Genomic DNA, 12,614 nt, shown 5'->3' with positions numbered 1-12,614 from the left:
TAGTAAGCGGATAGATCCTTCCAAGGATAGATTGGCGCTATCAGCTATAGCGCAATTCAAGACAGGTGAGATGAATAAAACGAGCAACTTAGATACTTTGCCCCACTTTCCGTTGAGTCGAGAACGAATTTTACGTGCAGCGATGCGCTTGGCTGACGCATATGGTTTGGAGTCGCTCTCGATGCGAAAACTGGCTCAGGAACTTGGCGTTCAGGCGATGTCGCTTTATAACCACGTTGCTAACAAAGACGACATGCTGGATGGGCTTGTTGACATTGTGGTTGGTGAGATCGAGGTGCCTGAGCTTGGCATTGATTGGAAGATAGCGATACGGCGACGAGCAAACTCAGCTCACGAGGTTCTGTTACGTCATCCTTGGGCAGCAATGGAGCTGATGTCACGGCTCAATGTGGGACCAGCGATGTTGCGCTATATAGATGCGACCCTAGGCTGCTTGTATGAGGCGGGATTTTCATTAGAGATGGCCGATCGTGCGTGGAATGCGATCGACAGTCACATCTATGGTTTCACGCTTCAGGAACTGAACTTTCCAATCAATAAGTCAGATTATTCGGAAGCAGCGGCGCATGGACTTTCGCTCATCCCCGCTGACAAATACCCCTATATGAACCAGCTCACACATTACGTTATGGAGGGTCGTTACAATGGTATTCATGACTTTGAGTTCGGTCTGGAATTGATTCTCAATGGACTCGATAGGTTTCGACACAACGCCTGATAATCGATTTGCGTCAGTATAGTTAATCCCGCTTTTGAGCAATCGAAGTGAATGAATTTTTCTACATTGGACTTTGCGGAGGAGCTTTAAAACTGCGATCGATTAAATCTGAGATGTTTGACCAAAGCGTCTGATGTAGTATTTTGTTTTGTTTGCGATCGCTTTTGACTTCTAACACCTGCGTTCCCGATCGCTGCAAAGAATCTAAAACGGCCTGTTGGAAATGCTGCCAATCTTTAATTTCCACAAATTCGCCGCCATAGGCTGTGACGATCGGAGCGAAATCTAGTCCATGGGGCGTGCCAAATAATTCTTCAAAGGGTGGCTCAAAATTGGCGATCGGCAATAGCTCAAAAATGCCGCCACCATCGTTATTTAGCAAGATTACGGTCAGATTTACGTTATATTTTTTTACCGCCATCAACCCATTGAGGTCGTGATAAAAAGCCAGATCGCCGCAAATTAACAGCATCGGATCTTTGCATCCCCATGCTGCCCCCAAGGCACTGGACAGCGTGCCATCAATGCCATTCGCGCCACGATTTGCTAGGACTTTGATCGGCTGCTGACTGTGAAAAAAGGTATCTAGATCTCGGATCGGCGTGCTGCTGGCAATATAAATATGCGTGTTGGCTGGCAACCACTTCCCTAGTTCGGCAAACACCTTGCCATCAAACAGCTCATCGACTGAGGCGAGAAACTCGGCGATCGCACCGCTCACGATACTTTCTGCGCGTTCAAATCCCTGTCGCCATTTTTTGTTTTGCTCGCGATCGCGCCAACTGGGCAGGGTATAGTTTTCGAGATAATCGGCAAGTTGATCGCAAAAGTTGATCGGGTTAGCGTAAATCGACTGGGTTAAGCCATGGGTGGGGTCGTTATTCCCCGTCCCCACAATAATTTGTTGGCACTGAATATGTTGCTCTAGCCAAAGCTGATAGCGCTTAGATGTGGGCATCGCTCCAAATCTGATCGCCAACTCGGGGGCATAGGTTTGGCTAAACTGCGGCGATCGCAAAAAGCTGTCGTAATGCCCGATCGCCCCCCGTCGATCTAACCCCGTGGACTCGGCTAGCAAAGGATAGCCCGTTGCCTGCGATAACCTTCTCACTGCCTTGGCAAAGCTCGCAGGAGCATCATAGACCCCCACAACGATTACGCCTTGGGGATGGCTGGTAATTTGGTTGGCAAGGGTCGCGATCGCATCCGTACTCAAAATCATTCTGCCTGTGACCGTTTGCACATAGGCCTGACGTTGAGATGGGCTTGGGCTTGGGCTTCGATCTGAAGTTTGCTCGGGACGCTCGACATTCTGTCTACCATGCCATGCCGTGGGATCGGAGGCTTCTAAAGCCTCAGGCAGATCGTCTGCTACCTTGACAGGGATTAAGGGATCGGCAAAGGCAAAATTGAGATGCACGGGCCCTGCTAGGGTATAGGCTTTGCCCTCTGCCATACTCACCACGCGACCGACCAGCGATCGCAAATAGCGCAGCCGCATTCCCGATATGGCAGGTGTCCCCACTTCAAAAAAATAACGGACGTGATTTCCATACAACTTAATCTGATCGATCGTTTGTCCCGCACCGCAGTCTCTTAGTTCGGGTGGGCGATCGGCAGTTAAGATCACGAGGGGAATGCCGCTATAGTAAGCCTCCACGATCGCAGGGTAATAATTTGCCGCTGCCGACCCAGAGGTACAGAGCAAAACCACAGGCTCAGATCGAACTTTTGCTAACCCAAGGGCAAAAAAACTACTCGATCGCTCATCAATGTGAATCAAAACCTCCAACCCTTCTACCTGCGATCGGAGGGCAGCAAACGCGATCGCCAAGGGCGTAGAGCGCGAACCTGGTGAAATGCAAATGGTGCGTACGCCAGACCGATAGAGTTCTTCCGCTACGATACTTGCCCACAGGGTATTACGGTTTGCTGTGTTCATTTAGAGTGATAGATTGGGTTGGATGACGAATGAAATAACTTTTACGTTGCTGGGGGTGAGAGTAATCTTGGCGACGATAGAATTGTGTAATCGTGAGTATGATTGTGGAAGTATCAACTGGCAAGTTGCGTCTAGCAAGTAGCCTAAAAAGTACATGTGAGAAGGAAGCCAATGGATGAGTTAAGTTCTGCTTTAGCCTTAGCGACCGATGATGAACTAGATCAGATTGCTGACATTCTATTTAGGCGAAAATTTAATCCCATTGACTATTTTGCCATGCCACCCGTCGCGCAGGTGCAAAGTCAGGAGCGATCGCAGTTAATTGCAGCAATTATCGAGCGGTTCAAGTTTTTGGCGGCTGATGGGTTTACGGTCTTAAAGAGAAAAACGTCTCAAGTCAGCTATCGTCAGGTTTTAGAGCGCGTTTGTCAGCATCTCAAGGTTAAATACTCTGCCGCTCAGACCGTAGCCGAGATCGAATCAGAGCTGTTTTTGTGCCTCATCAGCCGCTCTTGGCAACGCATGTCGCCCTCAGAACAAAATAGCCTCAATGCTTCGATGCAATCTGCTCTCACCGAGTCAGATTTGCAAAAGTCCCTGCCCCGCGACCTCCAACGCGACCCCATCAGTCTGGTACTAAAAGGGGGCAGTGCCTTGGCAGTGACGACTGTGGTCAAGCCTGCGGTCATGCTCTTGATTGCAAGACAAATGGCTTGGCATTTTGCCACCTATCAAGTTGGTCGGGAGGCACTCAAAGCGGGAGGCACGGCGATCGCGACGCGATTGCAGGCATACCTATCTACTTATCTAGCCAAACGAGGTATGGTGGCTGCTGCCACCCAATACACCGCCGCTCGTACTGCCTTTGCCTTGATCACGCCTGCTTTATGGGGATTGTTTTTTGCGGATTTGGGTTGGCGAGCGATCGCGACCAACTACAGTCGCATTATTCCCGTTATTTTCACCTTGGCGCAAATTCGCTTGCTAAGAGACTATTAAAGAAATCACCCTATGCAAGCACTTGCACCCTCAACCGATCGCTTAAAAGCCAATTCTGACCTCGTCACCCAAGTGCAGAGCTATCTACAGCAGTTAGGGCTATACGATGCTGGCGTGGATGGGATCTTGGGGCAGTACACGCAATCAGCCCTATTTAAGTTTAGCGATGCGCTAAGTCTAGATATGGGTTTAGATATGGGTTTAGACATGGGTGTAGATCCAAAGCTAGGCATAGACTTCAACGATCGCTCTAATTCTGCCGTAAATAGTCTCCTGAGCATTCCTGAAGTCGTAGCGATCGTGCTCGATCGCGCTAGCGATTCCGAGCGTGTCTTCCAAAAATTCTCGAATATTCAAAATACGCTGTTACAGCAGAAATTTTTAACCGAAGAGCATCTTGCCATTTTAGATCGAGGCGTAAATGGCTCTACCGTCACGAATGACTCTGCTAGCTATAGTTTCCCTGCTTCTCCGTTTAAACAGGAGATCGGTCAATATGCCAACCGCTTAGCCACTTTGCCCGCGATCGCGATCGCTTCCTACGGTCAGATCGCTGTGTCGGCAACCACAAACCAGCGGGTGAGATTTACGCCCTATCCTAATTTGGGGGTGATTCCCCCGATTGATAACCTTAGCTTGGCATTTTTGCACCCAGATATCACGGAGGCTTGTGTCTGTATCGGTAGCTTGGTGGACGGGCATATCATGACCCGCTGGTTGGGCAAAAATATGCTCAAAAACGTAGAATTTTGGAGTTCTACCAAGATTTTGGCAATTTTGCACTTGATCTCGAAAGCAAATCAAGTTGCCCCCAAGACCGCGATCGCCAGTTTGTTAGTTACGGATGCTCAAAAACAAAAGGGTTCGATTGCGATCGCAGAAGTCCTCCAAAGAATTGTCAGTTACGAAGAAGTTGGAGCCATGACTTCTAATGCTTTGGCTGCCATGTGCAAGCAATTTGCTACGCCTTCCCAGCTCGATCGATGGGTACAGCAAGTGACAGGCAATCAAGCCCTAGAGTTTAAAGGGTTATATGGCGAGCCGCCTTATATCAGTCAGCCCGTTTTGTTAGACCCAAATACCAAACGTACAATTTTACCGCCCGCCACCGAAACCCACTTCAAAAATGGTGGGAGCAATACCCTTTCCGCCTATGACCTCACCCGTTTTATCTCCCTGCTAGGATGGCATCACGCTATCCCAGCCACAGCGCGTCTGCCAGGTGCCCAGTGGCATAGCCTCCAAACCCTCGTCCGTGTTATGGGTATGGATACAGCCCGCTATGTTGACGCCGCGATCGCCACCCTAGGGTTACAAAATCAAATTAGCGCCCCTGTGGTGATCTCAAAAATGGGTTTTGGTCGTAGTCTCATTCGTGATCGGACTGAAGCCACCTATACCGCGTTTGTGCAATTTGTCGATCGACTTGCAGAACAGACAAATGGGGAGGGGAAGTTGCGATCGTTTTGTTTTACGCTACGCGCCGCCAAGCAACTTAACGATCCGATCCAAGAAGCTCTGGAAGTCGATGCACGCATGGCAACAGAGGTCACAGAGATCGTTCGACGGGTGGTAACCGAAGAGCTGATTTAGTTGGGATTTACGAATGTCGCACAAAACGAAATTCTAAACGCTGAAAGCGCACCACTATACAATGTATAAATAAGGAGATTTCTGGCAAACCAATTCCCTGTGAGGCGTGGATTCCCTGAGATATTGCCTAAATCTCGATCTCGTTATACTTCCTTTACAAATTGTCTAGTTAGACTGAGTAACACGCAGATGTCAATGAAACCACAATTATCAGACGTGGGGCTATGGTGGCGCTGGGTGTTATGCACGATCAGTGGCTTTCTGATCGGTAATGTATTTGGCATTCCCGCCAGTCTCCTCGGTCTATATTTTTTAGGACCTACCCTACAGTCCTTTGGTTTTTGCCGCCAGAATATTCTCGCAACGGGCTGTGTTATTTTCGCAGCGATCCTGATTGGGGCGATCGTTTTTGGGGTAGCGATTGGCTATTTACAATGGTTTGTTGTGCGCAAACTCACCAAACGTTCGAGTTGGTGGATTCTTGCCAGCACGGTTGGATGGACGGTCGTGGCGATCGCCCTCGGTGAGTTGGCCTATATGCCCGTATCGGGCGTCATCGGCAATCTAGACGGCAGCTTTGAAGAGGTTTCCTTTTTAGTCCATTTGCCAGCATTGGCGATCGCAACCGTTTGGGTAGCTTTCTCAGGTTTACTACTAGGCGGATTGCAATGGTTAATTTTGCGGCGATCGCTGCCTCGATCGCTGTGGTGGATTGGGGTGAATGTTGGCTTGATGCTTGCCGCCGCGATCGCCATGATTCCAATTCTCAGGGGCGAGACCCGTTTGCTTAGCTTACTGTTTTTCTTTATGGGCTTTTTGCCGATCTACGCGGTAGTAACTGGGGCAGCGATCGTCAAAATTCGCCACAGTTCCTGAGAAACGGTTTTGAGCAGATTGGTGTAGACTAGAAAAGCTGAAAAAATACACACACACTTGGGGATTCGGGTGTTTTATAGGCAAGAAGTAGTTAGTCGTTGGCATTTAGCTTCCAAACAGCTAAGAGCCAAGAACGAACAGCAAACTGCCCCAAAATACGCCCAAGTGCCAGGATAAACCCGAACACAAGGAGAAAATCATATATGCCAGTTGTTTCCCTAGCCCAGTTGCTAGAGTCGGGAGTTCACTTTGGGCACCAAACGCGTCGTTGGAACCCCAAAATGGAACCATACATTTTCACCGAGCGCAATGGTGTTCACATCATTGACTTGGTGCAAACTGCCCAGTATATGGATGAAGCGTATAACTACATGCGCCAAGCTTCCGAACAGGGCAAAAAAGTATTGTTTGTCGGTACAAAGCGTCAAGCCGCTGGGATCGTTGCCCAAGAAGCCTTACGCTGCGGTAGCTACTACATCAACCAACGCTGGTTGGGGGGTATGCTCACCAACTGGACGACCATCAAAACTCGCGTCGAGCGCTTAAAGGATCTAGAACGTCGCGATGAAAGCGGTGCTTTAGATCGCCTTCCCAAAAAAGAAGCTTCCGTTTTACGCCGTGAAATGGAAAAGCTCCAAAAATATCTGGGCGGGATCAAGACCATGCGCAAGCCCCCAGACATTGTGGTGATTATTGACCAAAAGCGCGAGTATAACGCCGTTCAAGAATGCCAAAAGCTACGAATTCCAATTGTGGCTATGTTGGATACCAACTGCGATCCTGACACAGTGGATATCGCTATTCCTGCGAATGATGATGCCATCCGTTCGATCAAACTGATCGTGGGTAAACTGGCTGATGCTATTTACGAAGGTCGTCACGGTCAAGTTGATGAAGTTGACTATGATGCCTACGATGTTCCAGAAGATGCGGAGATCGCGGCTGAAGAAGAAATTGTCGCTGAAGACGTTGCCGAAACGGAAGTCTAGTCAGTTATTTTTTCGATAAGCAAAACCTACCCCTTTCGAGAACAGTTCTTGAAAGCTAGATTCCCTCTCCTTGCAGGAGAGGGGCAGGGGAGAGGTTAATCAAGGAATATAGTCAAATCCAGAGAGGCTGAAGAACTTTAGTTCTTCAGCCTCTTTTCTGTTATTTCGAGCTAGAGCAGTGAATTTTCTTCGCTATCCGTATCCTCATTGCTTGCTTCCTTTTCTTGGCGATCGCGGCTGAGCTGATTGATCAGAGATAGAACTTTTACGCCTCTCTCAAACGAACGATCTTCTTCAAACACTATTTCTGGCGTGCGTCGTAAGGATAATCTTTGCCCAATTTCTCGTCGCACGTAGCCTGTGGACGCAAGTAGTCCTTCCATGGTTTCGGCTCTGGCTTCGTCAGTACCGTAAATACTCACAAAAATCTTGGCATGTTGGAGATCGCCTGAGACAATCACATCGGTCACGCTTGCCATACCCACGCCCACGCGATCGTCTTTAATTTCTTGCAGCAGCATGCTCCCAACCTCTCGCTTGATTAGTTCTGCAACGCGTGCAACTCGCCGACTAGTAGCCATAAAATCTCAACCTCAAAACCTAGAACCTATATTTATCAATGCTTGGCGCGATATCACTGCTAGCAATATGGCAAAAAGATGAATGTTCGTATCTCTGATTACAGTTTACTCTGATATCAAAGCTATAGTTCTAACAAGCATTTATACTCATTATTTCCATATTTGCAAGAGCGAATGCTTACGTAAAACGTACCTATGATGTGTTAGGAGGACTTATGATCCAAGCTCCAGAGCCCCTTATTCGTTCTATTGAAAAGCTATATATGGATATTACCGAGCCTTTAGATCCCTATGTTGCCTTGGCTTTGACCAACTTGAGCGTAAAAGTTGCGGAGATGGCATATTTAATGGGACATCAAGATGGCAACAGCAGCCAATCGCCGAATTGTGATTGCCCACCTGGCGTGTGTCTTGGTCTTGGTAAAGCATTTTAAGTTTACGATCGCTTCTTAACTTTAAGGCTTAATTTTAGGAACAAAGCATTCGGACATCATTCTTCGTAATCCCTGAGAGCTTGTAGGTCTCGAATGCTTCGTTCTTCACTAAATTGCATCCAATCCCAGCATGGCACGTAAAACTAGAGATACCCCAATAAAGCCGCTCACAAGCGCAACGATCAGCACGATCGCTGTAAGCGGTCGTTTTAATAAAGGCACAAGCGGCTGAATCACGATCGAAAGCACTCCCGCTGTAATTAAAGCTAAGAATTTGGGGTAGCGGAGGAGGTTGTTAAAAAAGTTTTTCATGTTTTATCTAGTTTTTATCTAGGGGCTGAATCTCTAGTCTGAATATTTTAGGGAGTAAGTCCTTTTTGGGTTGTATGGGAATTTTAGATGAGTGATTGTGTGGGTCAAAGCTCAATCCTGAAATCTAATTTTAGTAGGACTTAGGTAGTAAGCTCACACGGACCTTAAGACTAAAACTCTAAACGAAAAGCTCACCCTAGTTAATATTGAGATTTATTCGCGATTCTAGGTGACCTTGACGATGAGCCCAGAAATAAATCTCTCAGTAGTCGAGCGATCGACCAAATCCTAAAAAGATCCTACCAGACCAATTTAGGAGATTTCTAATAATAGATCTGAAAATCCGTCATTTTTGCGTGGCATAAATCCGATATTTAAACGAATCAAACCTGCCAAAGCGATCGCAATTGGTATCAAAACCCACGAAAATTAAAAATTTCTATTGTTTGGTGTCAAGCTTGGGTGAGAATATAGCTAGGTATAAACTCAGGTAAAAGACAATTATGGCTGCGGCAACCCAAACTTTAGAACAACTCTGCATAAACTCAATTCGCTTTTTATCCATAGACGCAGTAGAAAAAGCAAAGTCTGGTCATCCAGGATTGCCTATGGGTGCGGCTCCTATGGCTTTTGTGCTATTTGACCAATTTCTTAAGTTCAATCCCAAAAGTCCTAAATGGGTTGACCGCGATCGCTTTGTGCTGTCGGCGGGTCACGGTTGCATGTTGCAATATTCCCTATTGCACCTGACTGGTTACGATAGCGTACCCCTAGATCAAATTAAGCAATTTCGCCAATGGGGCAGCAAAACCCCTGGGCATCCAGAAAACTTTGAGACCGAAGGCGTGGAAGTCACCACAGGTCCCTTGGGTCAGGGTGTGGGCAATGCCGTAGGGTTAGCGATCGCTGAAGCGCATTTAGCCGCACGTTTTAACAAACCAGGTCATAACATTGTCGATCACTATACCTATGTGATTTTAGGTGATGGCTGCAACATGGAAGGGATTGCATCCGAAGCAGCTTCTTTGGGCGGACACTTAAAGCTTGGTAAGCTGATCATGCTCTATGACAGCAACAGTATCTCTATTGACGGCAGCACCGATCTTGCGTTTACCGAAGATGTAGGCAAGCGCTATGAAGCTTACGGTTGGCACGTTCAGCACGTTGCTGATGGCAACGAAGATTTAGACAGCATTGCCAAGGCAATCGCGGAAGCCAAGAAAGTTACCGATAAGCCTAGTTTACTTGTTGTCACCACGACGATTGGTTTTGGTTCGCCCAAAAAAGCTGGTACCGCTGGCGTGCATGGTGCCGCCCTAGGTACAGATGAAGTCGCCGCTACCCGTGCCAATTTGGGTTGGAGCTACGATCCCTTTGTGGTACCTGAAGATGCCCTCAAGCGCTTTAGAAAAGCGATCGACAAGGGTGCTACCGCCGAAGCAGAATGGAACGAACGCTTTGCTGCTTATGAAAAAGCCTACCCTGCCGAAGCTGCTGAATTTAAGCGGATTATGGCTGGGGAATTACCAGATGGTTGGCAAAAGGCACTCGAACCTGTCACTCAAAAAGAAACCTCTACCCGTCTATTGTCCGAAGCTTGTTTGAACGCTCTTTCCCCTGTCCTGCCTGAGTTTCTAGGTGGTTCGGCTGACTTGGCTCACTCCAACATGACCTATGTCAAGGGTGTTCCCGACTTCCAAGCTGGCTCCTATGAAGGTCGTAACTTCCGCTTTGGCGTGCGCGAGCATGGCATGGGCGCAATTATGAATGGGATGGCGTTACACGGTGGGCTGATTCCCTACGGTGCTACCTTCTTGGTATTTGCTGACTACATGCGTGGTGCTATTCGCCTGTCTGCATTATCTCAAGTTGGCGCAATCTACATCATGACCCATGACTCGATCATGCTGGGTGAAGATGGGCCTACCCACCAACCTGTGGAAACCTTAGCTTCTCTCCGCGTAATTCCTGATTTGTTGGTATTGCGTCCTGCGGATGCCAAAGAAACGGTTGGTGCGTATGAAATCGCGATCGCCAATCGCAAGCGTCCTTCTCTCTTAGCATTCACCCGACAGAATGTTAAAAACCTTCCTGGTACATCGGTTGAAGGTGTAGCGAAAGGTGGCTATGTGGTCGTCGATGCTGCAAATCCCGAACTCATCATCATTGCTACTGGTTCCGAGCTAGAGTTGGCAACCAAGGCAGCCGCAACCCTCGCCGCAGAAGGCAAAGCTGTTCGCGTTGTTTCACTTCCTTGCTGGGAACTGTTTGAAGAGCAAACCCAAGAATATAAAGATTCCGTTCTTCCTCCATCCGTGAAGAAGCGTGTTTCTGTAGAATCTGGTTCGACAATGGGCTGGCATAAGTATGTCGGTACTGAAGGAGCCGTAATCGGGATCGATACCTATGGCGCTTCTGCACCAGGACCTACTTGCTACGAAAAGTTTGGCTTTACTGTCGATAACGTGATTGCCACCAGCCGCAAAGTGCTTGGTTAATCGTTCTCTGTTGAGAATTTAGATTCAAAATTGAGGAGCTAGGAATGCAGGACTTCTGCGAAATTCCTAGCTCCTTTTTGCAATTATGCCTTAAGTTCCAAACTGCGCCATAAATACCACGATGCGATCGAGCAATAGGGTTGCCATTTTTGAGCTAGGACTTCTATTTGTTTTTTATTGGGTAGCTCGTCCAATCCATACACTTTTTTGATACCCATGCGAATGCCTAAATCATCCACAGGCATGACATTCAAGCGATGCATCCGAAAGATTAATAGCATCTGTACCGTCCAACGTCCCACGCCTTTGACCTCGGTCAGGGTTTTGACGATCGCTTCATCATCCATTTTCTCTAGTTCTGCGAGACTCGGTAACCCATCGATTACTTTTTGCGATAAATCCTTGAGATATCCAATCTTTTGTCGCGAAATTCCCACTCCTCGTAAAGCATCATCGTCAGTATTTAGAATATCTGTGGCAGTGGGATGTAAGCGATCGGGATAAAGTTGTAGAAATCTTTGATGAATGGTCGCTGCGGCTTTGCCAGACAGTTGCTGATAGAGAATCGATCGCACCAATCCAGATAAGACATCTCCTTCCACGCTCTCTTCACCTAAACGACATGCTCCAACTTGAGCAATAATCTCGGCAAGTATGGGATCTGACTTCTGTAAAAAATCTTCGGCTTCAGCATGTTGCATAGCATTACATTGTGATGGAGACGGCAGAGCAAATTGTGACGGCACGACGATCTATAGAATATCAAGGAAACCATAAAACTATCCTGCGCTATGAAAGGAGTTAAACTTGCACTCAATAGTCTGTCCTAAAAATTCAGTATACTAAATACTCATATGTCAAGATTCAGATAAAAAATGATGTGCAGCAAAAAGAAAATATGCGTGATTACAATCTTGGCTTTATAAGTAACGACGACATTTATAACCACGTTCAAGAAACTGTTCAAAAATACAGATTCAAGATTAATTTAACGAAATTCAGTGAAAACCTAATAGATCCCATCAAATTGACGTTTGATGCAAAAGTGTATAGAAAAAGCATTAATTCTGTAATAGAGAATGAAGTTCTGAGGCAAATAGATAAATCCAACACAAACCACATTGGCTATTTCCATCAAAACATATTTCGATACATGGGTAATGGATGGGAAGTCCCAGCCCAAGGCTATGACGTAGTCAATCCAAAACTTAGTTACTTTGTTGAGATGAAAAATAAGCATAACACGATGAATTCATCATCTTCTCAAAAGACTTACATGAGAATGCAAAGTACCTTGCTGTCGAATCCAGATGCAACATGTTTGCTAGTAGAAGTCATATCAAAAAAAAGTCAGAATGTTGTATGGAAAATGAGCTTAGATGGTCAAACTGTATCAAATGAAAAAATACGTCGCGTTTCTATTGACAAGTTTTATGAATTCGTAACTGGTAATAGGTTTGCATTTAAAGAATTGTGTGAAAAACTACCGTCGATCATCGAAGATATTCTAGAGAATAGCGATTTTGAAGCTGAGTCAAACTCTGTATTTAGTGAGCTAGCGGATATCGATCCTAATTTACTGAGAAGTATTTACTTACTTAGAGAGTGTTTGAGAAGTTAAGCAAGACGTTTTAGGAGGATTTGAATCATC

12 protein-coding genes are annotated in these 12,614 nt (G+C 46.7%); 8 read left to right on the top strand and 4 right to left on the bottom strand.

From position 1 onward, the window contains the following. Positions 1-70 precede the first annotated feature (70 nt). On the top strand, positions 71-739 hold the full coding sequence (locus V2H45_RS03860) for a TetR/AcrR family transcriptional regulator (RefSeq protein ID WP_330482300.1): 669 nt from the start codon (positions 71-73) through the stop codon (positions 737-739). Positions 740-800: 61 nt separating this feature from the next. Here V2H45_RS03860 and menD read toward each other — a convergent pair whose 3' ends face one another. Next, positions 801-2,681, bottom strand: coding sequence for a 2-succinyl-5-enolpyruvyl-6-hydroxy-3-cyclohexene-1-carboxylic-acid synthase (menD, locus tag V2H45_RS03855; RefSeq protein WP_330482299.1), 1,881 nt, complete (start codon positions 2,679-2,681; stop codon positions 801-803). Between the two features lie 171 nt (positions 2,682-2,852). On the opposite strand from menD, the gene V2H45_RS03850 reads away from it, so the two are divergent. The 4 genes from V2H45_RS03850 to rpsB all read left to right on the top strand — a co-directional run bounded on the left by V2H45_RS03850 (position 2,853) and on the right by rpsB (position 7,138). Then, positions 2,853-3,680 (top strand): YaaW family protein, encoded by an 828-nt coding sequence (locus tag V2H45_RS03850; RefSeq protein ID WP_330482298.1) that lies wholly within the window; start codon positions 2,853-2,855, stop codon positions 3,678-3,680. 12 nt (positions 3,681-3,692) lie between these two features. Further along, positions 3,693-5,273 carry a peptidoglycan-binding domain-containing protein gene (locus V2H45_RS03845; protein ID WP_330482297.1) on the top strand — a complete coding sequence of 527 codons (1,581 nt, stop codon included), beginning with the start codon at positions 3,693-3,695 and terminating at the stop codon, positions 5,271-5,273. A 195-nt stretch (positions 5,274-5,468) separates the two neighbouring features. After that, a complete protein-coding gene (locus V2H45_RS03840) occupies positions 5,469-6,149 on the top strand; it encodes a hypothetical protein (RefSeq protein ID WP_330482296.1) in 681 nt (226 codons plus the stop codon). A gap of 203 nt (positions 6,150-6,352) precedes the next feature. Then, positions 6,353-7,138, top strand: coding sequence for a 30S ribosomal protein S2 (rpsB, locus tag V2H45_RS03835; protein ID WP_330482295.1), 786 nt, complete (start codon positions 6,353-6,355; stop codon positions 7,136-7,138). 170 nt (positions 7,139-7,308) lie between these two features. Here rpsB and rbfA read toward each other — a convergent pair whose 3' ends face one another. Continuing rightward, complete coding sequence (rbfA, locus tag V2H45_RS03830; protein WP_330482294.1) at positions 7,309-7,719, bottom strand: 30S ribosome-binding factor RbfA; 411 nt, start codon at positions 7,717-7,719, stop codon at positions 7,309-7,311. A gap of 215 nt (positions 7,720-7,934) precedes the next feature. On the opposite strand from rbfA, the gene V2H45_RS03825 reads away from it, so the two are divergent. Then, positions 7,935-8,153: a hypothetical protein gene (locus V2H45_RS03825; RefSeq protein WP_330482293.1), complete on the top strand. Its 219-nt coding sequence runs from the start codon at positions 7,935-7,937 to the stop codon at positions 8,151-8,153. A 108-nt stretch (positions 8,154-8,261) separates the two neighbouring features. On the opposite strand, the gene V2H45_RS03820 is transcribed toward V2H45_RS03825, so the two are convergent. Further along, positions 8,262-8,465: a DUF751 family protein gene (locus V2H45_RS03820; RefSeq protein ID WP_330482292.1), complete on the bottom strand. Its 204-nt coding sequence runs from the start codon at positions 8,463-8,465 to the stop codon at positions 8,262-8,264. Positions 8,466-8,968: 503 nt separating this feature from the next. On the opposite strand from V2H45_RS03820, the gene tkt reads away from it, so the two are divergent. Next, entirely contained in the window at positions 8,969-10,963 is a 1,995-nt protein-coding gene (gene tkt / locus V2H45_RS03815; protein ID WP_330482291.1) for a transketolase, read from the top strand. A gap of 83 nt (positions 10,964-11,046) precedes the next feature. Here tkt and V2H45_RS03810 read toward each other — a convergent pair whose 3' ends face one another. Then, entirely contained in the window at positions 11,047-11,664 is a 618-nt protein-coding gene (locus V2H45_RS03810) for a DNA-3-methyladenine glycosylase family protein (RefSeq protein ID WP_330482290.1), read from the bottom strand. Positions 11,665-11,861: 197 nt separating this feature from the next. Between V2H45_RS03810 and V2H45_RS03805 the strand changes: the two genes are divergently transcribed. After that, a complete protein-coding gene (locus V2H45_RS03805) occupies positions 11,862-12,584 on the top strand; it encodes an Eco47II family restriction endonuclease (protein WP_408648719.1) in 723 nt (240 codons plus the stop codon). The last annotated feature ends 30 nt before the right edge of the window (positions 12,585-12,614 follow it).

This window comes from Tumidithrix elongata BACA0141, assembly GCF_036349135.1.
GTDB classification, from domain to species: Bacteria; Cyanobacteriota; Cyanobacteriia; order Pseudanabaenales; family Pseudanabaenaceae; genus Tumidithrix; species Tumidithrix elongata.
This window is presented reverse-complemented; position numbering and strand designations above follow the sequence as displayed.

Bases quoted from the DNA above. Each gene is read 5' to 3' on its own strand.
- V2H45_RS03860 (WP_330482300.1), top strand. From the start codon at position 71: ATGAATAAAACGAGCAACTTAGATACTTTGCCCCACTTTCCGTTGAGT.
- menD (WP_330482299.1), bottom strand. From the start codon at position 2,681: ATGAACACAGCAAACCGTAATACCCTGTGGGCAAGTATCGTAGCGGAA.
- V2H45_RS03850 (WP_330482298.1), top strand. From the start codon at position 2,853: ATGGATGAGTTAAGTTCTGCTTTAGCCTTAGCGACCGATGATGAACTA.
- V2H45_RS03845 (WP_330482297.1), top strand. From the start codon at position 3,693: ATGCAAGCACTTGCACCCTCAACCGATCGCTTAAAAGCCAATTCTGAC.
- V2H45_RS03840 (WP_330482296.1), top strand. From the start codon at position 5,469: ATGAAACCACAATTATCAGACGTGGGGCTATGGTGGCGCTGGGTGTTA.
- rpsB (WP_330482295.1), top strand. From the start codon at position 6,353: ATGCCAGTTGTTTCCCTAGCCCAGTTGCTAGAGTCGGGAGTTCACTTT.
- rbfA (WP_330482294.1), bottom strand. From the start codon at position 7,719: ATGGCTACTAGTCGGCGAGTTGCACGCGTTGCAGAACTAATCAAGCGA.
- V2H45_RS03825 (WP_330482293.1), top strand. From the start codon at position 7,935: ATGATCCAAGCTCCAGAGCCCCTTATTCGTTCTATTGAAAAGCTATAT.
- V2H45_RS03820 (WP_330482292.1), bottom strand. From the start codon at position 8,465: ATGAAAAACTTTTTTAACAACCTCCTCCGCTACCCCAAATTCTTAGCT.
- tkt (WP_330482291.1), top strand. From the start codon at position 8,969: ATGGCTGCGGCAACCCAAACTTTAGAACAACTCTGCATAAACTCAATT.
- V2H45_RS03810 (WP_330482290.1), bottom strand. From the start codon at position 11,664: ATGCAACATGCTGAAGCCGAAGATTTTTTACAGAAGTCAGATCCCATA.
- V2H45_RS03805 (WP_408648719.1), top strand. From the start codon at position 11,862: ATGCGTGATTACAATCTTGGCTTTATAAGTAACGACGACATTTATAAC.